The 24291-nt window shown below is 52.8% G+C and carries 26 protein-coding genes and 1 pseudogene; 18 read left to right on the top strand and 9 right to left on the bottom strand.

All coding sequences use genetic code 11. From position 1 onward, the window contains the following. Positions 1-34: 34 nt before the first annotated feature. The gene (locus ABD949_RS25265) at positions 35-784 is read right to left on the bottom strand and encodes an SDR family oxidoreductase (RefSeq protein WP_345248281.1); all 750 of its coding nucleotides are present in this window, start codon (positions 782-784) and stop codon (positions 35-37) included. 102 nt (positions 785-886) lie between these two features. On the opposite strand from ABD949_RS25265, the gene ABD949_RS25270 reads away from it, so the two are divergent. Further along, positions 887-1786 (top strand): histone deacetylase family protein, encoded by a 900-nt coding sequence (locus ABD949_RS25270; RefSeq protein WP_345248283.1) that lies wholly within the window; start codon positions 887-889, stop codon positions 1784-1786. A gap of 44 nt (positions 1787-1830) precedes the next feature. Here the strand turns inward: ABD949_RS25270 and ABD949_RS25275 are convergent, their stop codons facing one another. After that, complete coding sequence (locus ABD949_RS25275; protein ID WP_345248285.1) at positions 1831-2322, bottom strand: YciE/YciF ferroxidase family protein; 492 nt, start codon at positions 2320-2322, stop codon at positions 1831-1833. A gap of 288 nt (positions 2323-2610) precedes the next feature. On the opposite strand from ABD949_RS25275, the gene ABD949_RS25280 reads away from it, so the two are divergent. The 3 genes from ABD949_RS25280 (at position 2611) to ABD949_RS25290 (ending at position 7118) form a co-directional block, all read left to right on the top strand. Next, on the top strand, positions 2611-3111 hold the full coding sequence (locus ABD949_RS25280; protein ID WP_345248287.1) for a nuclear transport factor 2 family protein: 501 nt from the start codon (positions 2611-2613) through the stop codon (positions 3109-3111). Between the two features lie 70 nt (positions 3112-3181). Then, entirely contained in the window at positions 3182-4822 is a 1641-nt protein-coding gene (locus tag ABD949_RS25285; RefSeq protein WP_345248289.1) for a hydantoinase/oxoprolinase family protein, read from the top strand. Between the two features lie 250 nt (positions 4823-5072). Continuing rightward, positions 5073-7118, top strand: a complete 2046-nt coding sequence (locus ABD949_RS25290) for a hypothetical protein (RefSeq protein ID WP_345248291.1) — start codon at positions 5073-5075, stop codon at positions 7116-7118. A 73-nt stretch (positions 7119-7191) separates the two neighbouring features. Here ABD949_RS25290 and ABD949_RS25295 read toward each other — a convergent pair whose 3' ends face one another. Then, positions 7192-8223, bottom strand: a complete 1032-nt coding sequence (locus tag ABD949_RS25295; protein WP_345248293.1) for a transglutaminase domain-containing protein — start codon at positions 8221-8223, stop codon at positions 7192-7194. Between the two features lie 33 nt (positions 8224-8256). Here ABD949_RS25295 and ABD949_RS25300 point away from each other — a divergent pair, with 33 nt between their 5' ends. Genes ABD949_RS25300 through ABD949_RS25310 form a run of 3 tightly spaced genes read left to right on the top strand, consistent with a single transcriptional unit; the run spans position 8257 to position 11071 of the window. After that, positions 8257-8742, top strand: coding sequence for a PPC domain-containing DNA-binding protein (locus ABD949_RS25300; protein ID WP_345248295.1), 486 nt, complete (start codon positions 8257-8259; stop codon positions 8740-8742). Next, the gene (locus tag ABD949_RS25305) at positions 8739-9227 is read left to right on the top strand and encodes a hypothetical protein (RefSeq protein WP_345248297.1); all 489 of its coding nucleotides are present in this window, start codon (positions 8739-8741) and stop codon (positions 9225-9227) included. The genes ABD949_RS25300 and ABD949_RS25305 overlap by 4 nt, the downstream gene beginning before the upstream one ends. Then, the gene (locus ABD949_RS25310) at positions 9224-11071 is read left to right on the top strand and encodes a M64 family metallopeptidase (RefSeq protein WP_345248299.1); all 1848 of its coding nucleotides are present in this window, start codon (positions 9224-9226) and stop codon (positions 11069-11071) included. Before ABD949_RS25305 ends, ABD949_RS25310 begins: the two co-directional genes overlap by 4 nt. Positions 11072-11206: 135 nt before the next feature. On the opposite strand, the gene ABD949_RS25315 is transcribed toward ABD949_RS25310, so the two are convergent. The 5 genes from ABD949_RS25315 to ABD949_RS25335 all read right to left on the bottom strand — a co-directional run bounded on the left by ABD949_RS25315 (position 11207) and on the right by ABD949_RS25335 (position 14769). Next, positions 11207-11728 carry a DUF6580 family putative transport protein gene (locus ABD949_RS25315; protein ID WP_345248301.1) on the bottom strand — a complete coding sequence of 174 codons (522 nt, stop codon included), beginning with the start codon at positions 11726-11728 and terminating at the stop codon, positions 11207-11209. A 25-nt stretch (positions 11729-11753) separates the two neighbouring features. Further along, a complete protein-coding gene (cobC, locus tag ABD949_RS25320; protein ID WP_345248303.1) occupies positions 11754-12332 on the bottom strand; it encodes an alpha-ribazole phosphatase family protein in 579 nt (192 codons plus the stop codon). Next, positions 12317-13099 carry an adenosylcobinamide-GDP ribazoletransferase gene (locus ABD949_RS25325; RefSeq protein WP_345248305.1) on the bottom strand — a complete coding sequence of 261 codons (783 nt, stop codon included), beginning with the start codon at positions 13097-13099 and terminating at the stop codon, positions 12317-12319. The genes cobC and ABD949_RS25325 overlap by 16 nt, the downstream gene beginning before the upstream one ends. Before the next feature lies 1 nt (position 13100). Continuing rightward, positions 13101-14132 (bottom strand): nicotinate-nucleotide--dimethylbenzimidazole phosphoribosyltransferase, encoded by a 1032-nt coding sequence (gene cobT, locus ABD949_RS25330; protein ID WP_345248307.1) that lies wholly within the window; start codon positions 14130-14132, stop codon positions 13101-13103. 316 nt (positions 14133-14448) lie between these two features. Further along, entirely contained in the window at positions 14449-14769 is a 321-nt protein-coding gene (locus tag ABD949_RS25335) for a hypothetical protein (protein WP_345248309.1), read from the bottom strand. A gap of 152 nt (positions 14770-14921) precedes the next feature. Between ABD949_RS25335 and ABD949_RS25340 the strand changes: the two genes are divergently transcribed. The 5 genes from ABD949_RS25340 to ABD949_RS25360 all read left to right on the top strand — a co-directional run bounded on the left by ABD949_RS25340 (position 14922) and on the right by ABD949_RS25360 (position 19521). Continuing rightward, positions 14922-15740, top strand: coding sequence for an aldo/keto reductase (locus tag ABD949_RS25340; protein WP_345248311.1), 819 nt, complete (start codon positions 14922-14924; stop codon positions 15738-15740). A gap of 169 nt (positions 15741-15909) precedes the next feature. Further along, positions 15910-16191 carry a hypothetical protein gene (locus ABD949_RS25345; RefSeq protein ID WP_345248313.1) on the top strand — a complete coding sequence of 94 codons (282 nt, stop codon included), beginning with the start codon at positions 15910-15912 and terminating at the stop codon, positions 16189-16191. A 674-nt stretch (positions 16192-16865) separates the two neighbouring features. Beyond that, on the top strand, positions 16866-17516 hold the full coding sequence (locus tag ABD949_RS25350) for an NAD(P)-dependent oxidoreductase (RefSeq protein WP_345248315.1): 651 nt from the start codon (positions 16866-16868) through the stop codon (positions 17514-17516). A gap of 143 nt (positions 17517-17659) precedes the next feature. Further along, a complete protein-coding gene (locus ABD949_RS25355) occupies positions 17660-19234 on the top strand; it encodes a SulP family inorganic anion transporter (protein ID WP_345248317.1) in 1575 nt (524 codons plus the stop codon). Positions 19235-19254: 20 nt separating this feature from the next. Continuing rightward, the gene (locus ABD949_RS25360; RefSeq protein WP_345248319.1) at positions 19255-19521 is read left to right on the top strand and encodes a hypothetical protein; all 267 of its coding nucleotides are present in this window, start codon (positions 19255-19257) and stop codon (positions 19519-19521) included. A gap of 561 nt (positions 19522-20082) precedes the next feature. Here the strand turns inward: ABD949_RS25360 and ABD949_RS25365 are convergent. Continuing rightward, positions 20083-20796, bottom strand: a pseudogene (locus ABD949_RS25365) (IS3 family transposase); the annotation flags it as partial. Positions 20797-20864: 68 nt separating this feature from the next. Between ABD949_RS25365 and ABD949_RS25370 the strand changes: the two are divergent. The 6 genes from ABD949_RS25370 (at position 20865) to ABD949_RS25395 (ending at position 24291) form a co-directional block, all read left to right on the top strand. Next, positions 20865-21176: a transposase gene (locus ABD949_RS25370; protein ID WP_345248321.1), complete on the top strand. Its 312-nt coding sequence runs from the start codon at positions 20865-20867 to the stop codon at positions 21174-21176. Positions 21177-21178: 2 nt separating this feature from the next. After that, the gene (locus ABD949_RS25375; RefSeq protein WP_345248634.1) at positions 21179-22066 is read left to right on the top strand and encodes an IS3 family transposase; all 888 of its coding nucleotides are present in this window, start codon (positions 21179-21181) and stop codon (positions 22064-22066) included. Between the two features lie 188 nt (positions 22067-22254). Further along, positions 22255-22422 (top strand): helix-turn-helix domain-containing protein, encoded by a 168-nt coding sequence (locus ABD949_RS25380; protein WP_345248323.1) that lies wholly within the window; start codon positions 22255-22257, stop codon positions 22420-22422. Between the two features lie 165 nt (positions 22423-22587). Further along, the gene (locus ABD949_RS25385; RefSeq protein ID WP_345248636.1) at positions 22588-23031 is read left to right on the top strand and encodes a transposase; all 444 of its coding nucleotides are present in this window, start codon (positions 22588-22590) and stop codon (positions 23029-23031) included. A gap of 182 nt (positions 23032-23213) precedes the next feature. Next, on the top strand, positions 23214-23576 hold the full coding sequence (locus ABD949_RS25390; protein ID WP_345248325.1) for a hypothetical protein: 363 nt from the start codon (positions 23214-23216) through the stop codon (positions 23574-23576). Positions 23577-23793: 217 nt separating this feature from the next. Then, complete coding sequence (locus ABD949_RS25395) at positions 23794-24291, top strand: RNA polymerase sigma factor (protein WP_345248327.1); 498 nt, start codon at positions 23794-23796, stop codon at positions 24289-24291.

Below are 24291 nucleotides of genomic sequence, written 5' to 3' on the forward strand. Positions count from 1 at the left end.
GTACCATTAAAACTCGAAATGGGAACAAGGTGTTTTACACGTAAATCATCTTTCGGGTCATTCCGCCATCAACGATGAAGTTCTGCCCGGTGATAAACGAATTCTCTTCGCTAATCAGGAACAGAATCATCCGGGCAATATCTTCGGACCGGCCAACCCGGCCCGCCGGATGCTGGGCGTGATCCTCGGACCGGAGCTTCTCGGGTTTGGCAGCCGCCGGTTTCTTGATCGCCGATACATCAATCCAGCCGGGACTGATGCAGTTGACCCGAACGTCGGGCCCAAGGCTGACCGCCAGCGAGTGCGTTAGCGCCAGAATTCCTCCCTTCGAGGCTGAGTAGGCAAACGTCTGGGGCTCCGATTGCAGCGCCCGTGTCGAACTGATATTAACGATGCACCCTTTCTGCTCCGCCAGATGCGGTGCCGCGTATTTGGTGCAGAGAAATGTTCCGGTCAGGTTCACCCCCAGCACCCGGTTCCACTCATTGAGCGAGAGCAGGTCGAGTGGTTTGTCGTCCTGAATGCCCGCGTTATTAATCAGCGCATCAATGCGGCCGAAATGATCAACGGTGCGTTCGGTTGCCTTGCGGACCTGCGCTTCTGACGATACGTCGCAGGGTAGCGCCAGTAACTGTTCGGCTGGGGTTTTCAGCGTTTGCTGCAGGTCAGAAAGCGCGTCGGAGTCTGCTTCCCAGACCGCCACCCGGTAGCCGTGCGTCAATAAAAAATAAGTCGTAATGCGGCCGATTCCCTGACCTCCGCCCGTTACGATAACTGTCCTCATGTATGGTTGATGAAAGAAAGGCAATCTACGTTTTCCCGGTAACAGATTCCTGTTTTTTCCAGTTATCCAGCAGAGAATCTATCGAACGGAACCCGCTGCTCAATGCTGCCTATTGCCTACGCGCCCATCTACCGCCACCCCCTGCCCGAACAACACCGTTTCCCGATGGGCAAGTACGAACTGATCTACGAACAATTGCTCTATGAAGGCACCTGCACACCCGATAATTTCTTTGCGCCGGAGCCGGTAGATGACCGCTGGGTGCTGGGTGTCCATTCCCCCGCCTACGTGAACCAGCTAAAATCGCTGAGCCTGCCGGCCGCCATGGTGCGCCGGATCGGCTTTCCGTTATCGGCCGGACTGATTGAGCGGGAGTGGGTGATTACGCAGGGAACCATCGACTGTAGCCTGCTGGCCATGCAGCACGGCATTGCGCTGAACGTGGCCGGGGGTACGCACCACGCGTATCCGGATCGGGGGGAGGGATTCTGCCTGTTGAACGATGTGGGGGTAGCGGCTTATTTTCTGCTGGAAACCGGCAAAGCCCGGAAGGTTATGGTCATTGATCTGGATGTTCACCAGGGCAACGGAACGGCGGTGATGTTTCAGTACGACCGCCGGGTGTTTACCTTCAGTATGCACGGGCGTGACAACTATCCGCTCAAAAAAGAATCTTCGGATCTGGACATTGCCATGCCGACGGGTACGGCCGACGATGTGTACCTGAGTACCCTATACGCCACGCTACCCGGCCTGATCGACCGCGAAAAGCCTGATTTTCTGTTTTATGTGTCCGGGGTAGATATCCTGGAGTCCGACCGGCTGGGCAAGCTGAAGGTGTCAATGGATGGGTGTCGCCGGCGCGATAGGTTCGTCTTTGAGCAGGCCCGGCGCTATGGACTTCCGATTGCCGTCTCCATGGGCGGAGGTTATTCGCCCCGCATCGCCGACATTGTCGACGCGCACTGCAATACGTTTCGCGTCGCAAGTCAGCTTTATTAGTTTCAGGATTCAGCGGGGCCGCCCCGCTGAATCCTGAAAGGAACTTACATCGTTTGCTTCGCCATCTGGTTCACGGTATCCGTAGCGATCCGGGTCAGTTTTTCGTCGGTGCTCTTTTCTTCCTGCAGGGTTTGCTCCAGCAACTGTGCGATGTCCTGCTTACCGGCCAGCTGCGCCAGCGTCCGCACGGTACCGTAGCCGGCAATTTCGTAGTGCTCTACTTTCTGGGCGGCACCGATCAGGGCCGCATCCAGCAGTTTGTCGTCCTCGATATCAGATATCAGGTTTTCGGCTTCTTCCAGCAGCCCCTGCATACCCAGGCAGGTTTCCCCCTCCGGTTCGCAGCCGAGCATCTCGCAGGCCTGCTCCAGCCGGCGGATCTGCTCTTCGGTTTCTTTCAGGTGCGTTTCAAACGCCTGCCGTAACTGGTCATTGCTGACCCGCTGAATCATCATGGGCAGCGCTTCGGTAATCTGGGTTTCGGCCGAGTACAGGTCCTGCAGCTCGTGTTCGAGCAGTTCATTGAAGTTCTTCATAACAAATGAAGTTTGGAATTGACTAAATGTTTGTAGCGTCTTACCAACGTGGTAAGCTCACCGGTTTGAACAGGAAGCATCAGCCGTTGTTTAGAATTTTAATGGCTTTCTGAGGCTGCGGTATGTAACCGCTCAGTATAGGTAGTGTGACAGTTTAAAGGGACAAGTAACTGGTAATCGTTCGTGGCGAAAACGGGTATTTAGGTCATTCGCAAACATTTTCTCCCTGAATTGGTCGTGTATTGTACCTTTGGCCCTGATTAAGCCGAAAGGCAAACCAACCACACTATGCACCTTCCGTTCATCTGCCTGAGTCTCTGGCTAACTATGCCGTTCATAGCCACTGCCCAGCAAAAAGAGACCCGCACCACAAGCCGGACGGTAGTGACTACCACGACTACCCCGGCAGCGTACAAAGACCGTGATGCCATTACCGCCCTGCTGAAACGGCGGATGACCCTGATTCATGAGGGCCAGCTGGATGCATTACCCGAAACCACCACCGCCGATGCTGAAATCCGGATAGGCAGTCAGCCCCGCCAGTCGCTGTTGGCCCTGATCAATACACACCGGGCGCAGGCGGGCCGACTTGTACTGAGCAATCACCAGGTTAAACGGCTTAATCTGGAGAACCGGAATGCCACCGCAACCGAAACGTTCGACTACGTCTATACGCCGGCTGGCCGGGCGCGGGAAACCGGCGCGGGAACCATCAGCAACAGCCTGATTAAGGGCGACGATGGCCGCTGGCGCATCACCCGCTCGCAGGTTACTCATTCCAGAAACTAATAGGCAGGTTGTTAAAGCTTTTGCCGGCTTATCCGCCTTGCGGGAAGGTACCCAATTCACGCACCACACCATGTATAACCTGGGGATTGACATTGGAAATACGTTTACGGATTTTGTCTTACTGGAAACCATCAGTGGTTACCTGGCTTTCGGCAAAACCCTGACCACCCACGACGATCTGACGCAGGGTGTTCTGGTGGGTTTCGACGAATTGCTGGAGCGCAACGAAGTAGAACCGGCGGAAATCCACGCTGTTTATCTGGGCTCTATGCTGGTCGATCAACTGGACATCAGCAAGCTCCGCAACCGGCTGGGGGCGCTGGACTTTCAGGGAAAATTCTGGCTTATGACCGCCGGTGGCTGGCTGGTTTCGCCGGACCAGACCCCGCAGCTGACACCGGCGAGGCTGCGGTCGGGGTCGGCGGGAGGAGCTATGGCCGGCGCGTTTTTTAGTTACATTGGACGTTATGCTACGCTGATTACGATTGATGTAGGGGGCGCCAACGCCGAACTCTCGCTGATTATCCAGCACCAGCCGCAGTATGTGCTGGCCCCTTTACCCGACAGCCAAACCGGAACGTTGCCGGCCCAACCCGTTATTGAGGTAACCGAAGTACCCGTAGGCGGCCGGAGCATAGCCTGGCTGGATGAACAGGGACAACTCCGGTTAGGGCCGGAGATTGTACCACATGAGTTGGGACCGGTCTGTTTCAACCGGGGAGGGACGCAGCCAACCCTGACCGACGCCAGTCTGGTACTGGGCTACCTTGGCGAGAATTTCTTTCTGGGTGGTGTGATCGAAATCAGCCGGGATGCGGCCATTCGGGCCATTGACGAACAGATTGCCCGCCCCCTGGGGCTTAGCGTCGAAGAAGCCGCCATGGCGATTCACGAGCGGGCTAACGACCAGATTGCCGCTGCGGCCCGCAAGTTGCTGGCACACCTGACCCTGGATCGGGGCTCAATCAGTCTGATGGCCATTGGCGGGGGCGGTCCCCTTCACGTGTATGAACTGGCCCGGCTCCTGCAGATGCCTGAGGTGATGGTGCCGGTCGGTGCCGGCGTTACGTCGGCCCTGGGCTGCCTGGTCTCGCCGGTGGCCGCCGAGCGTATCCGGCAGCACTTTAGCCCCCTGGAAACGATCGACTGGGATTTTCTGAACGGAATGCTCGGGCAAATGGCCGAAGACGCCCGGACCGAGTTACGGAATGCCGGTCTGGACCCTGATGAGGCCAGGATTACGCGAGCCGGATTCATGCGGTTACTGGGTATCCACGACGAGGTGTTCATCCCCCTGCCTGATGGGGTGCTCAGCCCTGAATCGCAGCCAGCGATTCGGGAGCTGTTTGTCGAGGCATACCGGCGCCGGGGGCGGTTTGTGGTGGAAGGCCGGACCATTGAAGCGGTTGCCTGGCAGGTGCTGGTCAGTATGCCGGCGCTGAAGTTTGGCCCCCGGCGGGTAGATGCGTTTAACAAGTATTCGATTGGCGGAAAAGACTTCTCGGCGCTGAAAGGGTACCGGCAGGTGTACTATCTGGGAGACCCCGTGCCCTGTTCCTGTCCGGTGTACGACCGCCACCGGATCCGGCCAAATGATACGTTATCCGGCCCCGTCATTATCGAGGAAGATGAAACCACCGTTGTCATCGGGCCTAAAACGTACGTTCGCATGGACACCAACCGAAACCTGTTCATTACGGTCCGGCTATAAGGCAGCAGTGTTTATCCGTATGATAATATTAATAAATTCCCTTTGGCTGATTGGCTCAATTTTCTAATATTGTGCATTAGTAAACCTTCATATTTTACCTATGCTGATTATCAGGCACTTATGTTTTTGAAAAGCAATGTTTTCGTTAGGAAATATTGTTTGACCACAGGCTAAAAAAAGCCGCCCTTTTTTACACACGTATAGTTTTTGGGTAAACCGACACAACGTATAACCAAACAGCGTCCTATTTATGCAGAGATTATCCCTGCTTCGACCCGCCCTCGGCGTATTTTTGATGGGTATGTTATTTTCCTTACCGGCGCTGTCTCAACAGACAGACACCGTCCGTACCAGTGGATTACGGGCAGACACCGCTACACTTGCTCGGGACCGATGTGAGCCCGTCGAGAGAATCTGGCGTCTTGGTAAAGGAACGTACACTGATACCGTCCGTAGGTCTGATTTTAAGGCCCGTAACAGCAACATTGCTGAAATTAATGATTGCGACACGACAATTCAGACATTCGTTCTGATACGCCGGCCATCGCCCTGGCGCATCGGTGGGTTTATCGGCCCGAACGTGGCTTACTGCGGTACGTTTCCCAACACCTTCGGTCCCAATCCCCGCGACAATACCACGTACAACGGTATCGGGTTTAACCTGATGGGTAATGTCGATTATTTTCTGACGCCGTCTACGCGCCGGCTCCGGTTTGCGTTGGGAACCGCCTTTGGCTACCAGAATTACTGGATGCGTCAGGGGTACAAGGACAATTTCCTGGATCGGGGGGTGGCTTTAGGGTATCAGCGAAATCAGATTCAGATCCGCGCCCGTGCCGGTGACGACTTCTACCTGACGATTGGTCCGATGCTGTCCTGGACATTTGCCCGCAGCCGTCGCAATCCAACCTGTACGTCGTTCCTTGAATTAGCGCTTCGCGGAGGTCTGTTCCGCTCAGAATCAGCGCTGATTGCTGCGTATGTGCCGTCAACCGCCAATCCCGGTCAGAATGAGCTGGTGCGCATGGTGACGCCAACCGATCGTATCTGGAAGCTGGGTGGCCTTGGGTCACTGGGCGTATTCTTCCCGCTGCGTAACAACTGGCACCTGGGTGTGCAGGGCAACGTTTTCTACACCAAAGTCGATTATTTCATTGTCGATGGTGTGAGTCCCGTCAGCATACCGGGTGAGCGGAACATCTTGTGGGAGTTCTCCCGCAAGCATGGTGGGTTCAGCGCGGGTTTAGCCGTACGGAAGGGTTTTGTTCAGAAGAAGCTGATCCCGAAAGCTCCGATTGTGTGTCCGACCTGCGATTCCATTCCGGACCTGCGGGTAAGTTTCAACAATATGTCACTGGCGGGTATGACATTGCGTTACGACAGTATACAACGGAACACATTGCCCATTATGAGCTGGCGGAGCACGACGGTCGCCCCCCGCAACGAAACCTTTACGGCTCGTCTGCATTACAAATCAGATTCGCTTGAAGCTTCGCCGGAACGGATCATTGCCGAAGTGGTTAATTCCAGCGATACATCCCTGGTCTTCCCGGCTGCTTACGTTGATACAGCCGGCCGGCCGCTGCGCGGTTTCTACTACATAACCGTTCACAGTCGTCAAGAGGCACAATGCGGATCCTGTGTAAGTGAGGTGGCTACAGCAAGCTGGGCGATTGTGGCTCCTCAGGGCTGCGAGTACCGGCATAACTACGATCAGCTCACCTTCAAGTTCCACCTGACGTACGACGATACCTTCACGGTATTCTGTAACTGTCCGGGTCAGGAGCGTCAGCCAATTGGTACGGTTAAGGGCCGCCGGCGGTTCTACAACTGGAGCAGCCTTGGTCTGGACAGTCTGAGAGGAAGCTCAACTATGAACACCATCACCGTTCAACTGGGTGACACTTTGGATTTTGTAACGAAAGATCCGACCGCCCGCCTGACCGATGCGGCTTACTCAGCCGTGAGAGCAACACGTGATGAACTGGCCAGAAGAATTGAGCAGGCTGCTCAGAACAATCCGGCTCTGCGTGGTAAGCGCCCGAGAGTGGTATTTGACGAAATCCGGGGTAGCTACAGCATAGAGCAGACTAAACCGTGCAACGGTGAGAACACGGTGGCACCTGTTCAGCGGTACAACTACTACTATTTCAACAAGACCAACGATTATACGCTGGATTACCTGGGTACCAATACCCTGACTGTACCGGCTCCGCAGCTGCTGCCGCAGACCCAGTTACAGCGCAGAACTACCCCGGCTCCGCGGAGAACAACAACTCCACGGCGCAGACGGTAGTCCATTATCTGCCCAACAAGAAAAGCCCCGGAATTTCCGGGGCTTTTCTTGTTGGGCAATTCTGAAGCTTTCCTTATTCATTCACCACCGTAAACGAGGCAATACCCTCGTAGGATTTTACCCGTTCTCTGGCGGGGCCTTTCGGTTTGGCAAACACGTAAAGCGTTGATTTACCCGCCGGCATTTTCACCTGCAGCGAATACGAATTACCGCTTTTCCGAACCGTAACGGGCAGGTTATGGGCGGTTGATCCGCCGGGGCGGCTGTAAGAGGCCATAAACTCCACCGGCTGTTCGGCATTGTCCAGCGTCAGCGAAACGGTGCCCGATGCCCGGATCAAACCATTTTTCGGAAAGTCATCGTCGAAGCCCAGCCGGAAATAGGCATCGTAGAGCTTCGGATAGCGGTCAAACTCAGCCTTGGTAACGGGCGCGCCCAGCAACTGCCAGCGCGGCTCGGCGGGGAAGTGAGCGGCCACAAAGCGTTTGGGCTCGGTGAGAAAATAGAAGTCGTTGGGTTTACCATTTTTCATGGTGGTGCTGGCCCAAGCCAGATCCAGCAGGTACCAGTCGCCATCCAGTTTTACGGCGTTCCACTCGTGGTCAATGGGGCCTACCGGGACGCCGGCCTGCTCATCGTTGGAGCGGGCAAAGCCTTTGACGTTGACAACCTCCACGCCGGCTTTGCGGAGGAGTTGTTTGTACAGCAGCGCAAAGCCCGTGCAGACAGTCCGGCGGCTCTGGAGTACGCCTTTAGCGTACAACTCTTCTGAATGGTACCGGCGGCCGGAGTAGGTAGCGTCGTCGTACCGGACATGGCTGAGAACCCAGGCATACACCGAACGGGCCTTGGCCAGGTCACTGCGGGCCGGCGACGTCAGGTACACGCTGAGGGTATTCAGATCCTTCGTAAATTGTTCGGGCGTGTTCCGGGCGTAACTGTCAATCACACTATAATCACTCGCCGGGTCCAGCATCGCCAGGCCGGTACTGGCGGGCATACTCCAGACATCGGCAGGGGGTGGGGTTCCGGAAGGGGGCACAAACGCGGTGCCGCTTATCAATAAAAACAAGGCCAGCAGCGGCCGGATCATGTACTTTCGCATACGCAAATTCAAGCTCACAACCTGATAACATAAATGCGACAAATTTTATTGCTACTCATCTTTACCAATTTTTGGGGTATGATCCATGCACAACCACAGCCTGTTTCCTCCGGCCTGGAGGCTTATTCGTTCCGCCTGAAACCGGGGCAGGACCTGAAGCAGGAACTTGATAATCTGGTGGCTCGTCAGCGTATTGCGGCCGGGGCTATCCTGACCTGCGTCGGCAGCCTCACCGATGTGGTCCTCCGTCTGGCCAATCAGGAAGGGGAAACAACCTATAACGGTCATTTTGAAATTGTCTCGCTGGTGGGTACCCTTTCCACCAACGGCAGCCATATTCACCTTTCCGTATCCGACTCCACCGGCCGTACCGTCGGCGGGCATTTGCTGGAGGGCTGCAAAGTTTACACCACGGCAGAACTGGTCATCGGCGTCTTACCCGATGTGGTTTACAGCCGTGAGCCTGATCCAACCTATGGGTATAAAGAGCTGGTGGTGAAAAAGAAGCAGCGAAAATGAAAAGTTTAAGCCGGATTTTATTATTTTTTCTGATCCTAACAGCCTGGCGCTGCGGAGCCTCCCGTTCCGTGAATCTGCATGAGTTGCCGAATTACCAGACGCAGGCCCCGCAGATTGTTTTTCTGGATCTGAAGGTCAAAAAAGGTGCCGGTGATACAGAAACAGTGACGCTGGATAATGCTATCCTGGGAAAAGGGGAGATCCGGCGGCAACTGACCATGGCAACGTCGGCGGTGCAGATCAGGACGGTGGCGGTGGATAGCGCCGGGCGGACGGTAGAAACCTGGCATGTCGATCATCCGCTGCACCGGGAGGTAGAGGTGGCGTCACCGGGTGGTCAGATGGAGCGCCGGAAACTGGCGGTGGATGAGGGCGTTTTCTCCCTGCGGTTTCAGGCCGATCCTCGCATACAAAAACTGGTGTTCTACCGGGTCGAAGCCGGTAAGAAACCGAAAGTTCTTTATACCCTGCGTCTTAAACCATGAAGAAATATTTACTGCTGATCGGATTGTTTGCCGGACTGGTTCCTTCGCTGCTGGCGCAAAACTATTCATTTCCGGTGGACACTCTGTTAAAAACCGGTCCGCTGAACCGGCGGATCAATGTGGTTCTGCTGCCCGACGGTTATACCGCCGGAGAGTTGACAAAGTTCAGGAAAGATGCTGATGGATTTATTGGGTATCTGCTGGGGAATACGCCGTTTGCCCAATACCGCAATTATTTCAATTTTTTCCTGATACGCGTGCCGTCGGCAGAGAGCGGAGCTACCCACCCCGGAACCGCCAATGATGAAGACCGGACTCAGCCGGTAGAAACAAAAAATACATATTTCGGCACCAGCTTCGATTATGGAGGTATTCACCGGTTACTGGTCATGCGCAACATCCAGAACTTTACCAACGTAATGGCCACCAACTTTCCTGTGTATGACATTTCATTTCTGCTGGTCAACACTACCTACTACGGTGGATCAGGGGGAGTGCCGTCTACGTTCAGCATGCACCCCAGTTCGTCAGAAATCGGGATACACGAGGTTGGTCACACCTTCGGCGGTTTAAGTGATGAGTATTGGGCGGGGCCGCAATATGCCCGTGAGTTGCCCAATATGACCCGCACCAATGATCCCAACAGCATCCGCTGGAAAAACTGGCTCAATTTTCCTCGCATCGGCATATTCGAATATACTAACGGTGGGAATGGCTGGTACAAACCGACGCAGGCATCCTGCAAAATGGAATACCTGGGGCAACATTTTTGCGCTGTTTGCCGCGAAACACTGGTGGACCGGATGCTGTCGCTGGTGAACCCGATTGAGCAGGTACTGCCAGCCGCTAATACAACCATTAAGGTATCAGCGGAGCCGGTTACCTTCCGGGTGAATCTGCTGAAACCGATTCCTAATTCGCTGCAGGTCGATTGGTACCTGGATGATAAGCCCCTGAGTGCCGGAAGCGATTCGGTGCAGGTCGATGCGTCCAAACTGACCGGGACCACCGGCAAGTTAACGGCGGTGGTCTTTGATTCCACCGCCTTCTCACGCAGTGCGTTTCATCGGCAGCAGCATGTGTATTCGACATCGTGGAGTCTGCAGTCCGACGGTACGTCAATCCCGTTCACGATTTCAGCCGACAGAACTGCCCTGTGCCGGGGAGATTCCGTACAACTGCGCGCTACCGGTTGCACCGGCACGGTAACCTGGTCGAGCGGCCGGACCGGTGTATTTACGACCGTACAGCCGGCGTACACAACCAGCTATTCGGCTACCTGTGCTGATAACGGATCGGTTTCCAATGCAATCATCATTACCGTTGAGGTAGCTCCCCTGGCAGCGGCCAGAAACACCGGGCCCTATTACACCGGCCAGACAATTGAACTACAAGGCGGTGGAGGTGATTCTTACCTGTGGCGTGGACCAAACAGTTTTTCGGCAACGGTACAGAATCCGGTTATCCCGAATGCTACCCTGAGCCATGCCGGAACGTACACGGTGACCGTAACCCAGAACGGCTGCCAGGCAATGGCGGTAACTACGGTCGTGGTGAATCCCATTACGGGGCTGGAGCCCGTCCGCTGGCAGGAGAATCAACTCGTTGTATTCCCCAATCCCGGCGATAATCTGTTTACCCTGAAACTGTCGCTGATGCAAGCCGACGACACCCGCATCCAGGTTCTCGATCTGCTTGGACGCAGCTATTGGGAGAAACGCGTGCGGAAACCGGCCGGCGAATCGACCGAGCCCCTGCCACTGGGCAACCTACCCGGTGGGCGGTATTTCGTTCGGGTCGAAACAACCCGTTTTACGCTGGTTTACCCGCTACTGAAGCGTTAATCGGGACGGTATTGTATCCGGACTACGTCAAACGATTCTCCACCAATAACGGGGAGTATGAAGGGAACGGCGTTCATAAAAAATCGCCGGCTGTAGCTACAGCCGGCGATCCGTTAAAATCGAAAAACGGGTAGCTTAGCGCGCCAGACGCAGTACGGTATAACGCTGCTGAAGCAGGAAATAGCCGCCGAACAAAACGGCCGAGTAAAATAAATCGCCCAGCACCGTGTAGCGGAAAAATGGAACAGCCGACAGGTAGCAGGTCATCAGCCCCTGGCTAGTTTGGGGGTAAAACGCACTACCGTACCAGACCCCGAAGTTGGTAATCAGAAAAAACAGCACCGATGATACCAGGGCAGCCGAGCCGATTGTAAGGGCCGTCGGGTTTTTGCGCACCCACAGACCCAGCAGCCAGCTTAGGGCGAAGCTACCGTATACGTAGGGCATGGTGCCGTGGAAGCCGATCAGGGCGTCGCTCAGCAGCATGGCGGCCAGCGGAGCCAGCAGGCCAACGACTCTCCGCTCGAACATGGCCGAGCCAAACAAGGCCAGTGCGGCCACCGGCGTGAAGTTCGGCAGGTGAGGGAGCAGGCGGGTCAGCGCCGTCAGCAGCACAATCGCGGAAAGGGTAATCAGACGAATATGAATCGATTTCATAACAAGTAAGCTGCCGAAGCAAAAATTAGCGGTTGATGTACTGGATCGTATAGGTAGAACCGTTCGTGATTAATTTTGTTACGGAACCGTAATCGAGGTGAATCCGGTACGCGTTCCGCAAAGATAGCTCCAAAAATAAACACAGCAAAGCCCGGATCACACCCCCGTGCGTCACCACGTATACAGGGGCTGTTGAATCCGGCGCGCCGGTAGACAGGGGCAGTATGGTGTCGTGCCAGAATGCCGCCACCCGGTCGAACAATTCCTGAAAGGTTTCGCCATTGGGAACACGCTGGTTGACAAAGTCGGCCATCCAGGGGTCGAGGAATTCCGGCGGTATAGCCGACCACTCCAGCATCTCCCAGTCGCCGAAGTTAAATTCCTTCAGCCGGTTATCGAACTGCACCGTCGGGTGAATCGCTTCGGCCAACTGGCGGCACCGGCTCAGCGGACTGGCGAAAACGGCCGCTGGTTCGCCGGGCAGCAACGCACAGAGTCGTTCGCGTTGTTCGTGGTAGTTGCCGGCCAGTTCCACATCGGCCTGACCGTAGCACACGCGCCGGCCGACGCTTACTTCGGTATGCCGGATCAGATAGATATCCATACGAACGAAACAAAGGAAAGATATAAAACAACCTCCGAAAGCTGTTGAGTGGCCCCTAGGCAATCGCCCGTATAGCCTCCAATCCAGCGCCGGAAGAAGCGGATCAGCCACCAGCGGACCAGCCCCAGCGGCAGCAGAAACAGCAGGTACAGCCAGATACCGGTGTATGACGCCAACGCCAGTAGCGGTAACAGACCGAACAGAGCCGTCAGCAGCAATTGGCCACCGGTAATGCCTTTGGCCACGGGCTTTACTTTGCTGGTGGCGTCTTCGCGGGCGTATGGCAGACCGGCGATGACGGTCACCGCCCACAGCCGGCTCAGGCTGTGAGCTGCCAGTACCTTCAGTACAACCGGCCAGTCGAAGGGTTCGGTGGTGAAGATGGCTTTGAGGGCAAAGAACTTTACGGCCAGCAGCAGGCCCAGGCCTACCATGCCGTAGGTGCCCAGCCGGCTATCTTTCATAATGGTCAGGATCTGGGTTTGGGTCCAGCCCCCGCCGAAACCGTCGCACACATCGGCAAAACCATCTTCATGGAAGGCACCGGTGGTCCAGATCGTGGCCACCATACTGAGCAGTATAGCCAGTTCCGGCGGAAACAGTATCGATCCGACCCAGTAGGTTCCTAGCGCCACGGCACCCACGATCCACCCGATCAGCGGAAAGAAAACCGTTGCCCGGTTCAGCATATCCTCCGAATGGTCGATATTTTTCGGCACCGGAATCCGGGTGTAAAACATGAGGGCTGTATAGAATAGGTTGAGCATATCAATCGCGTTGACTGACGCCGGCCTGATCGAACGATGCCATTTCGCTAAGCATCCGAACGGCGGAACTGACAATAGGGAAAGCCAGCGCGCTACCAGACCCTTCGCCCAGACGCAAACCGAGGTCGAGCAGCGGTTGGGCATTCAGGTAGGTGAGCATATGCCGGTGCCCGGCTTCATCGGACTGGTGGCAGAAGATACAGTAGTCGAGGATCGCCGGCTTCATGGCGTGAGCCACCAGCAGGGCGGCCGTCGTGATGAAGCCATCAATGAGAATGACCATCCCGTTTTCGGCTGCCTGGAGCATACCGCCGGTGAGGGCGGCAATCTCAAATCCACCCATTGCCGACAACAGGTCCAGCGGATCGGTCAGATCCGCATGGCGGGTGGCCACCTCTTGTAACACCGCCAGCTTATGGGCGACGCCCGTCGCATCCAGACCGGCACCCCGGCCAACGCACTGCGCCAGGGGCAGGCCCGTCAGCCGGTGCATCAGCAGGGACGCCGACGACGTGTTGCCGATGCCCATTTCGCCGAAGCCGACCACGTTACAATCCCGGTAGGCAACGCCATTGACCAGCGTCCGGCCGGCATCCAGCGCGGCTTCGCACTCGTCGCGGGTCATGGCGGGTTCGTAGCGCATGTTGCGGGTGCCGGGGCGGATCTTAAATTTGACAAAGGTATCTGTGTTTTCGGCGAAGGTACCGTTGACGCCCACATCACACACCAGCAGTTGCAGGCCGTTTTGTTTACAGAACACGTTGATGGCGGCACCACCGGCAATAAAGTTTTGTACCATCTGGTAGGTAACCTTAGGCGGGTAGGCGCTGACCCCCTCGGCCGCGAGGCCGTGGTCACCGGCGAAAACCAGCATATGCGGGTTGCTGACGGATGGCGTAAGCGTTTGCTGAATTAAGGCAATTTGTAAAGCCAGGTCTTCCAGCCGGCCTAAGGAGCCGGTGGGCTTAGTCTTTTGATCCAATTTGTGCCGGACGGTTGCTTCTAACGAACGATTTACGGGGGGAATGGTCATGAAACAGGTAAAAATGGAGTCACAAAAGTCGGAATAAGTTTTCACATCCCGACACGGAGCCTGTCAGAGTAGATAGTTTCAAACTGCCAGACCGGCATACTGATTGGCGGAGTCGCAGGTGTTGCTATAGCCCGGTATTGCCTACAAAACGAACCTGCCGTCTGCTTTCTTGACTATTTTCCAGGTAGCGTACCTATAGAATGTGGTTATTCCTTTTTGGCTTCTTTAAAGCTGGTTACGTTGACCCGGATTTTTTTGTCCGGCATCTCGGCCAGTTCCATTAGTAGCGTGACCGTTCCCGCTTTACCTTCCGTGGTCAGCGTAGCGTGACGTTTTTCCCTGAAGGTTCATCAAATACGGCTTTGATAACCGTTTTTCCTTCCTGGTAGGCCGTACTCCAATTACAGGTAGTAGACTCAATGGTTCCGACCATTTTACGATCGGCATTCCCCGGCTTGATAATTACCTGTGATTTATTGATTTCAATAGTGCTTTGTTCGTCAACGACCCGCTGAACAACGCCGGCGCCATCCAGATATTCGGTTTTTGAGGAGGTGAGGAGAACATCCTTCTCACATTGCCCAAAGCTGAGAGCAGGACTAAAAACAACCAACAGGGGAAGAATTAAACGTTTCATGGGTGTGTATGTTTAGTAGTACAAACACCTAAATGTAAGTTCCTAAACATTCCTATGCAAAACAAGGTAGCTTGTATACCAATGTTTTTTACAGAAGGTTTTATTCATGGATGAGAGGAATGCAACTTTCTTTAAACATAAAATTCTGACGTATGCTGAAACGAGTCATTCCGTCGAGTGGGGAAATGCTCCCGGTTGTTAGATTGGGTACCTGGCAAACGTTTAATGTGGGGAGCGCTCACCATGGCGAACTGGCCCAGGTCCTGGCTAGTCTCTACCAGGCCGGAGGGCGGCTGATTGATAGTTCGCCCATGTACGGAAAAGCGGAGGAGGTCGTCGGCACGCTGACTGCTCAGTTACGCCGGGAGCCTGACTTTTTTTACGCCACCAAAGTATGGACTACCGGCTTACAGGCCGGCATCACCCAACTCGATGCTTCGTTCCGAAAGATGAAGCGCGACGTGATGGACCTGGTGCAGATTCATAATCTGCTGGACTGGCAAACGCATTTACCGCAGTTGCGGAAAGGGAAGGAGGCCGGAACCATCCGCTACATCGGTCTGACCCACTACCAGGATAGCAGCCACGATGCGTTACTCCGCATCATGGAACGGGAGCCGGTCGATTTTGTGCAGTTCAATTATTCGCTTTTCAACCGCCATGCCGAAGAACGCCTGCTGCCACGGGCTGCCGAACTGGGTGTCGCCACGCTGATCAACCGACCGTTTGGCGAGGGTAGCTTTTTTCGAAAGCTGGCCGGTAAGCCACTCCCGGCTTGGGCTACGGAGCAGGGCATAGCCAGTTGGGCGGAGTTCATCCTGACATACATCATTTCCCACCCGGCGGTAACCTGTGTGATTCCGGCCAATGGTAGTGCGGCTCATGCCGTAGCAAACGCCAAGGCCGGATCGGGCTTTCAGCCCGACGAACCCATCCGCCGGAAGATGGCCGATTTTATCCAAACGCTGTAGGCGGGAGTATATTGATCACTACGATAGGTAAAGACCGCAGCGGAGCCAATTATAAAGAACGGGGCTGCCGAAGATAAACCCGGAGCCGCCGGAGGTAAACCGGCACTTTCGCTGCCATCACTAATAGACTTGTTTTGACCTGTTCAAACACAAAAGCAAAACAAGTTCCATGAAGAAAAAACGTTTCCTCTGCACAGTCCTGTTTGGATTAATGGGTACTACCGCCCCGGCTCAGCCTGTTCAAACGGATTCACTGCATGTAAATTCCCCGTCCTTTTTCCGTCTTTATCCGCTGGAATTGCTGGTCGGTGAACTGCGGGTTGGAACCGAGATCGGCACCGCTCCCAGGCAGTCAGTGGTGATTGATGGTAGTTATTTCTGGAGACAGGCAGTTGAAAATGCTCCCGGTTGGTCCGTAAAAATTGACTACCGAGGCTACAATCGAACGTAAGACAGTAGGACGCGATTCTTTATAGGACCGAATGTGATGGTCAAACGAGCGCAATACACGAGCGGCTATAAAGATTGGGGATACGGGTACACCTATTCGCGAATCCCCATGAAAGATAGGCGAACCATTGTAGCCGTAAATGTGAAAGCTGGATTCGATGTCCGGCTTTCCCGGTCCGGCCGTTCCCGATTCGAAATGTTTACCGGTTTGGGGCTGCGTTACCAATCTGTGGGCATTAACTACAACGTATTCTCAAAAGGAACCTATACCGATAGCCAATTCTCACCCAGTATAGTGGGAGGAGCAGCTTTAAAATTTTGATAGCCTGAGACAAGTAGAGGCTGGATGTTGTGAACCCATGCGCACTATCCCGACCTGTTAACTCTGCATGTACAAGACATCTTTTTATTACCTTTGTTGCATTAAACGCTGCTAATATACCACCCCGCCCGTTCCGACCTTTTCCAACAGGTCTGGATGTCTATTATCCAAAACGTGAGCGGCTGCACTGAATTACCCTACGCAGGTAATCAGTCATAACTCTCTTTAATTTTTTATTCTTATTGCCACAAAAGGGGCCCACCAGTCTGCTTGTTCTGGTCTCTGTTGTGTGCAGTCTCTAAACCGACTGTGGGCGTATAGCCGTTATGGACAGTCAAAAACGTGTTAGCAGCATGATAATCAATACAGATTCAGTAATTGCCATTTTGGGTGGTTCGGGTAAAGCCGGGCGTCCCTTAGTTCAGCGAGCACTAGCAGCGGGTTACCGGGTGCGCCTGCTATTGCGCCATCCGCAGGCGTTCGAGGTAGCGCATGAGCGGCTGGATGTTTTTCAGGGCGATGCCCGCGATCCTGATTCAGTGCGCCGGTTACTTCAGGGAAGTACGGCGTTGATCAGTACACTTGGTCATACCAGGGGGGAGGCTAGCCCCATGATGGCTACTGCCACCAGAAACTATATAGCCGTGATGGAACAGCTTGGCATAAGCCGGTGTGTGGTGGTAACGAGTCTTTTTGAAACGGGTAATGAGCAACTGGATGAAAAGACGCAGCAGGCCGCTGATTACATGCAACAGCATTACCCGTTGTTCATGGACGACCGGCGGCTTGAGTTCAGGTTGCTTTCGGAAAGCAGTCTGGCCTGGACGTATGTCCGGGTGCCGCTCATTGTACAGCAACCGGCAACGGGCGATGTGGTGGTGAACCTGAATCACCTGCCGGAGCAACAGATTACGGCCATTGATCTGGCCCAGTTTCTGATCTGCCAGCTTACCGACCAGCGTTATCTCCGCCACGCTCCGTTTATAGCCAGTAAGCCGGAGTGAACAGGTAATTTCTAATGGAAAGGTGAAAGGCTGGCGCTATGCTGGCCTTTGCCTCTTTGAGGCAATATAGATTCGGTTAGTAGGTAAAACTATCATTTTAACTCAGAAACAGTTTTAGGGTTGAAAAGTAAAAACAGCTAAAGATGGAAGAGAACAACATCTTCAAAAATGTAAAAAGCGACCTGCCTGCCAGTATAGTGGTTTTCTTTGTCGCCGTTCCGTTATGCCTTGGTATTGCGCTTGCCTCCGGCGCACCTTTGTTTGCCGGTATTATTGCGGGTATTGTTGGCGGTATTGTCGTGGGTATAGCCAGTGGTTCACCCCTCGGCGTTAGCGGCCCTGCTGCCGGCCTGGCGGTTATTGTCTTAACGTCCATTGATTCACTGGGATCGTGGCCAACGTTCTTATTAGCTGTTGTTATTGCCGGCGTTTTTCAGCTTCTTATGGGGTTTGCCAGAGCCGGTTTTATTGCCTATTTCTTTCCATCTGCTGTTATCAAGGGCATGCTCACCGGCATCGGTTTGCTGATAATTATCAAGCAGATACCCCATGCCTTAGGCTATGACAAAGACCCGGAAGGCGATTTGGCTTTTGCACCTACCACAGGAGGAGAAAACTCATTTTCGGCCCTAACCAACGCATTTCAGTATGTTACGCCTGGCGCCGTGTTGATTTCGGTGATATCATTAGCGATACTCATTTTATGGGATACGGTGCTTAGCAAGAAGCACAAGATATTTCAACTGATACAAGGGCCTATCGTAGTGGTTATTTTAGGCATTGTGATGAATTACCTGTACCAGTCGGGAGTGCTTAATTTTTCCCTTGAAAAAGACCAACTGGTCCAGCTACCTGTAGCCAGTAATTTAGGCGAGTTTTTCAACCAGTTTACTTTTCCTGATTTTTCGCAGCTGGCAAATCTGGAAATTTACAAGGTGGCAGTTGTCATAGCTATTGTAGCCAGCCTGGAAACCCTGCTTTGCGTAGAGGCAACCGATAAACTCGACCCTTACAAAAGAGTTACGCCCACAAACAGGGAATTGATAGCCCAGGGGCTTGGGAATATGGTTTCTGGTTTGATTGGCGGTTTGCCGGTTACACAGGTGATCGTGCGCAGCTCAGCTAATATCAATTTTGGAGCAAGGACCAAAATGTCAGCCATACTGCACGGCGTATTTCTTCTTATCTCGGCGATAACAATTGCGGGCGTATTGAATATGGTACCCCTGGCCAGTTTAGCGGCTATTTTACTCATGGTAGGCTATAAACTGGCAAAACCCTCCCTCTTCACACAAATGTATAAATTGGGTTGGGAGCAGTTTGTCCCCTTTACGGCTACAGTGATCGGTATATTATTTACAGATTTACTGAGAGGTATCACCATAGGCTTGTTTTTTGGCCTGTTCTATACCCTTAGGCATAGCTATCGCAACTCTCACCATATGAAAGATGTAATAACCATGGAAGGTGGGCGTGAAGTTCATCACCTGGTTTTGGCTGAGGAGGTATCCTTTTTCAATAAAGCCAGTGTTTTTAATATACTAAATACCCTTCCTGAGAATTCTAAAGTGATTATTGATTTTGAAAAGTCAAAGTCGGTTGCCCATGATGTTCTTGAGCTGATAGAGGATTTCAGGGCTAATGCCAAACGGAAGAACATACTGGTTGAAGTAAGAAATTTCAATCAGTCCAACACGCTTCTTCTCCAAAGAAACTAAATGTTGCTGTATATTTATCTATGCGCACCACCTGGACCTTTTACCCACGCGGACAGGAGCCCATTACCCTGACTATCCTCTACATACCGGAACTCGACCAGCATCCGCTGCCGCAGGGTGGCTTCCTACATACCGATACCAATACGGCCTATGTGAACTGGCAAACCTACCGGCTGTTTGATACGCCGGACGTGGAGAGCCGCAGGCAGGCGTTTCAGCGCCTGACCCGGATTGACGACCCGGAGATGAATCTGGAGGCTATTTTGCAAAGGATACACGCCGACTAAACCGCCGGTATAACAGGGCTCCAATCGTTACTTCATTGAACAGATCGGAACAGGTTGATTGCAGGCCGGCAATGGTGGTCTGACTCTGGCAAAGCACAGAGCCCAGGCAAGTGTATAACGTAACCGTTGCGAAATCATGAGCTATATTGTTTTCCACCCGGTATATGGTTTGGTTCTTATACGTGGCTTCATAAACGATAATATTGAAACCGTTGATCCCTGTAGTGTCATCCACTATCATCTTTAACCAGGGAAGTTCTTTTAGCGGCTGAGTAGCGTTGCAGGCCGGTATAAGAATCAACTGGCTGAATGCCTGAAGAGACAGTGCCAGAAAACAGGCAAGTACAAGGGAGAAGCATAAAAGGTGCTTTTTCATAGTACAGCTATTTCTGGAAAGATGATTTTTTAACGGCAACGGTTGGAATCGTTAATCCGGAGTAAACGAGTTCCTCGCCTGGTACTCATCTATCCATAATCTTCGCACAGGTTATCATCTTTACTGACCTGCTCCCAAATACTGGACCAGTCTTAGATTGAGAAACGGACGTTCATTTGTCAATTTTAATCCTTAATAATTTTTTCCTCTGGCGTCAGCCCGCCTAGGGAACTGTGCGGTCGAAAACTATTGTACTCCTGTCGCCAATGCTCAATCTTTTCTTGGGCGTCCTGAAGCGATAAGAACCAATGGGTGTTTAAGCACTCATCTCGAAAACGGCCATTAAAGGATTCAACAAACGGATTATCCGTCGGTTTTCCTGGCCTGGAAAAGTCAAGTATTACTTGGTTATCGTAAGCCCATTTATCTAGTGCCTTCGAAATAAATTCGCTGCCATTGTCTACCTGAATCCGCTTAGGAACAGTCGAATATACCACTTTTAGCCGATCCATTTCTGCTACCACATCTTCCCCTTTCAAGGATTGACCTACGTGAATGGCCAGACAGTGACGGCTATAAATATCCACTACAGTTAAGGCCCGGATTTTCCGCCCATCAAAGAGCTGATCCGCCACAAAATCCATACTCCAGCACTGATGCATACTAGAGAGTTGAGGCCGATCCAGCCGGTGAGCAGCAGCCCGGCTACGTCGAGGCTGCTTACTACGCAAATTCAGCCCTTCTAAACAGTATAATCGATGAACTCGCTTATGGTTGTCCCGCCAGCCTTCGCGCCTTAGTAAGGTGAAGATGCGTCGACAGCCATAGCGTACTCGTGTTTCGGCGATCTCCCGGATACGCTTTCGTAACACTGAATCATCACGAGACCGCGCCTTATAGTGTCTTAGCCCCCTGAAGAGTTGGACAAAATTGTAAAACCAATTAAGTCCCTTTAACTTCAGGAATAATGAGCAAAACCAGACGAACTTTCACCCCCGAGGACCGCTATTCTATAGTTCAGGAGTCCCTGCGCGACGGTCACTCCGAGACTTGCCGCAAGTACAACTTATCGCCTTCCGTTTTGCGAAAATGGCGAAACCGCTATTTGAACAAGGGTAAGGAAGGCTTGCGGGATTCCTATCCCCGAGTCGATCCTCAGCTTCGAGCCTTGGAAGAGGAAAATGAACGTCTAAAACGGATCATCGCCAAACAAGCCCTGGAAATAGAGGTCAAAAGCGAACTGCTAAAAAAAACTCCTATCGGACTCAGGAAAAGCTGATGATGGTGAAACAGTTTGAACTACGGGTGCCTCGGACTCAGCTCTGCCAGTGGCTTGACTTGCCCCGAAGCGTGTCATACTACCAGCCGCGCCCTGGTAAGCCAGGGGCTAAACCTAGCCAAGTGACACTTAAACAGGATGGCACTTGGGTACCTAATGAGCAGGTCGTTACCCGGATTCGGCAATGGCTGGATGAGGAGTTCAATGCCTACGGCTACGAGTATGCTACGCACGAATTGAAGAGTGAGTACATCATTAATAAAAAGAAAGTATACCGCCTTATGAGTGAGGCTAATCTATTGATGGGCAAAGTAATCCGACCAACTGGTAAACGAGAATTTGTCCAATTTCGGCGCATCAAAGCCACCAGGCCGCTGGAATATTTATGTTGGGATATCAAGTACGTCTGGGTGGCTGGCGAACGGCGTAATTACTACTTACTGAGCGTATTAGACGTCTACACCCGTAAAATTCTAGACTGGATTTTTCAGCCTAATATTCGCCAGATGGATTTGATCCATTTACTGCGCCGGGTGAACGGGTCACATGAATTAAAAGGCATCGTCCTACGCAATGATAATGGCAGCCAGTTCATTGCCCATCGGGTCCGCCAGTTTTTGAAAAACTCGGAGGTCAAGCAAGAGTTTACGCATGTGGCAACCCCAGAGGAGAATTCCTACATTGAGGCATTTCACAGCATATTGGAGCAAGTTGTGATGCAACGGCATGAGTTTGACAGCTATTATGAGGCCAAGGAAACGCTGAGACTATTTTTTACCCATTATAATTATGCAAGACGTCACCGGTCCCGAGGTTTCATTACCCCACAGAAGAAGTGGGAACAGGCAATGGTATGCGACTCAACCGCCTTAGAAAATCTGTCCAACTAATCGGGGGCTAAGACAATAGAATAATTACCTTAAGGTCCGTTCGCCAAGTTAACGTTCTTATCTATACAGCACGCTCCACCTGTGGTGGTGTGGCCTTGGACAGTATCCAGCACAACCAAGGTAGCTAAATTGGGGCAGAGTCCCAATAGCAGATCCAGCACACCTATGGCCATGACTTGTCACAACTCATGGCGAGAGCTCGAGTGGATCCATCCTCCAAACACTATGAGAGGTCTCAGAAAGTCAAACAACTTCAGGCTGAAGGCCACGGCATACGGGCCATTGCCCGGCATCTGGGTGTCTCCCGAACCACGGTTAAACGCTATTGGAACCAGACTGAATTTGTCCCACGCTAGGTAGTCAAACGCTCAAACCTGTTTCTCTATGAAGGCTATCTGCGTAAGCGGTGGCTGGAGGGTCAAACTAATGTCAAAGAGCTGCTGGTGGAGATAAAGGACTTTGGCTATAATGGGAGCTATACGATTCTGGCTAACTTTCTGTCAGCCTATCCTCGGTTAGAGGTGGTACCCTCTTTACCACCCGCCCGCAAAACCAACAGCTATAGTAGCCGCCGAATCTGTCGGCTCTTGAATAAGCCGCCCTCTGATTGGTCAGCCGATGAAGAGGCATTTTTGACTCATCTGCTGAGCGAACACGAGTCGATTCGCCAGGCACATGAATTGAGTCAGCAATTTCGGCAATTGATAAAGGAAAAATCAGCAGATGGTCTGGGCAAGTGGTGCGAAGACGCCGAGAACGTGTCTGCCTATATGGGTTTTGTCCGTGGCTTGCGCCAAGACTATGCGGCAGTCGAACAGGCTTTCGTATCGGAATGGAGTAACGGGCAGACCGAGGGCCAGGTGAACCGCTTGAAAATGCTCAAACGTCAGGGGTACGGACGAGCAGGATTTGACCTGTTACGGCGATGGGTATTGTTCCGAAATTGCACTCCTCACCGAGAGTGAATCAGACCTTTACTCCGAAATTCTCACCGGTTGGCGAACCGGTTTATTGGCCACCCTCAGTTGGATGGCTTTGGGACTAGAGTTAATTCTTAATCCGCAGCCGAACAACATACGAGATTTGTACAGGATGCTTCCGTTCACCCTGTCTGCTGTACCTGCACCGCCTGCAACGTTCGTCTGGTTTGTTGACCGAACGAATCGCCTTCCACACGTTGATGTTTAGTATGACCCTGGTGTGGTTCGTGAATGTAGGCCTGCTTATCAACCAGCCGCTCCTGGCTACCTTCAGTTTTCCTGTCGGCCCCATGCTTTGGATAGCCGCATTGATAGCCTATGGTGTAGTAACCCTGAAAGGGCGAGTGCTGCCCAGGTATGTTGGCTGGACATTGATTTTACTGGAACCGGTATCGCTGCTCTGTGGTCTGGCCTTATCCACGGTAGCTCCACTGGCCGACCGGGGCGCTTATAGTGCCGGCGTAGAGAAGGGCCTGGCCTTGCTATTGATAGCCTGGGGGGTACGATCACTCCCCCGACGCATAAACTAGATCTTTTCTGTCCGGTGATGGTCAGCGAGTCGCTGTCATTACTGGGCATCTCAAATACAAAAGACTGGCAACGCCCGGTTTGCCAGATTAAAATATCTGTTCTGGCAATTAAACGGTAGCTTCGTTTTGATCTGACTTTTACAGGTTCAACAAAAATATCTTACCTCACTGTAACATTTTGTGAATAGCAACGACTAATCCGGAAAACCTGGCAAGAGTGACAGACCTGAACACCCAAAAAGAATTTGAACAGCAGATACACCAGTATGGAGCGCTGATCCACAACGTATGCAGGATCTATGCCGCGACTGAAGCTGATCGCCAGGACCTCTACCAGGAGATCGTCATTCAGCTCTGGCACTCATTCGGCAGATTCAAAGGGCAAGCCAAGTTCAGCACCTGGCTCTACCGGGTGGCCATTAACACCGCCATCACTGGTCTGCGCAGGCAAAAAAAAGGATTCATCCGCTCCTATGAACCGGAGGGTCTCCCTACTCAGGTAACTGAGGAGAAAAGCACCGACGAAGAGCAATGGCAACAACTCTATCAAGCCATTAGTCAGCTCAACGAAATTGAAAAAGCCATTGTGATGCTGTACCTGGAAGACCGCAGCTATGAAGAAATGGAAGACATCGTAGGCATTTCACAAGGGAATCTGCGCGTGAAGATGACTCGCATCAAAGACAAATTACGACAGTTGGTAAAACAGACATAA

The sequence above is a fragment of the Nibrella saemangeumensis genome, from assembly GCF_039541915.1.
Lineage (GTDB): Bacteria > Bacteroidota > Bacteroidia > Cytophagales > Spirosomataceae > Nibrella > Nibrella saemangeumensis.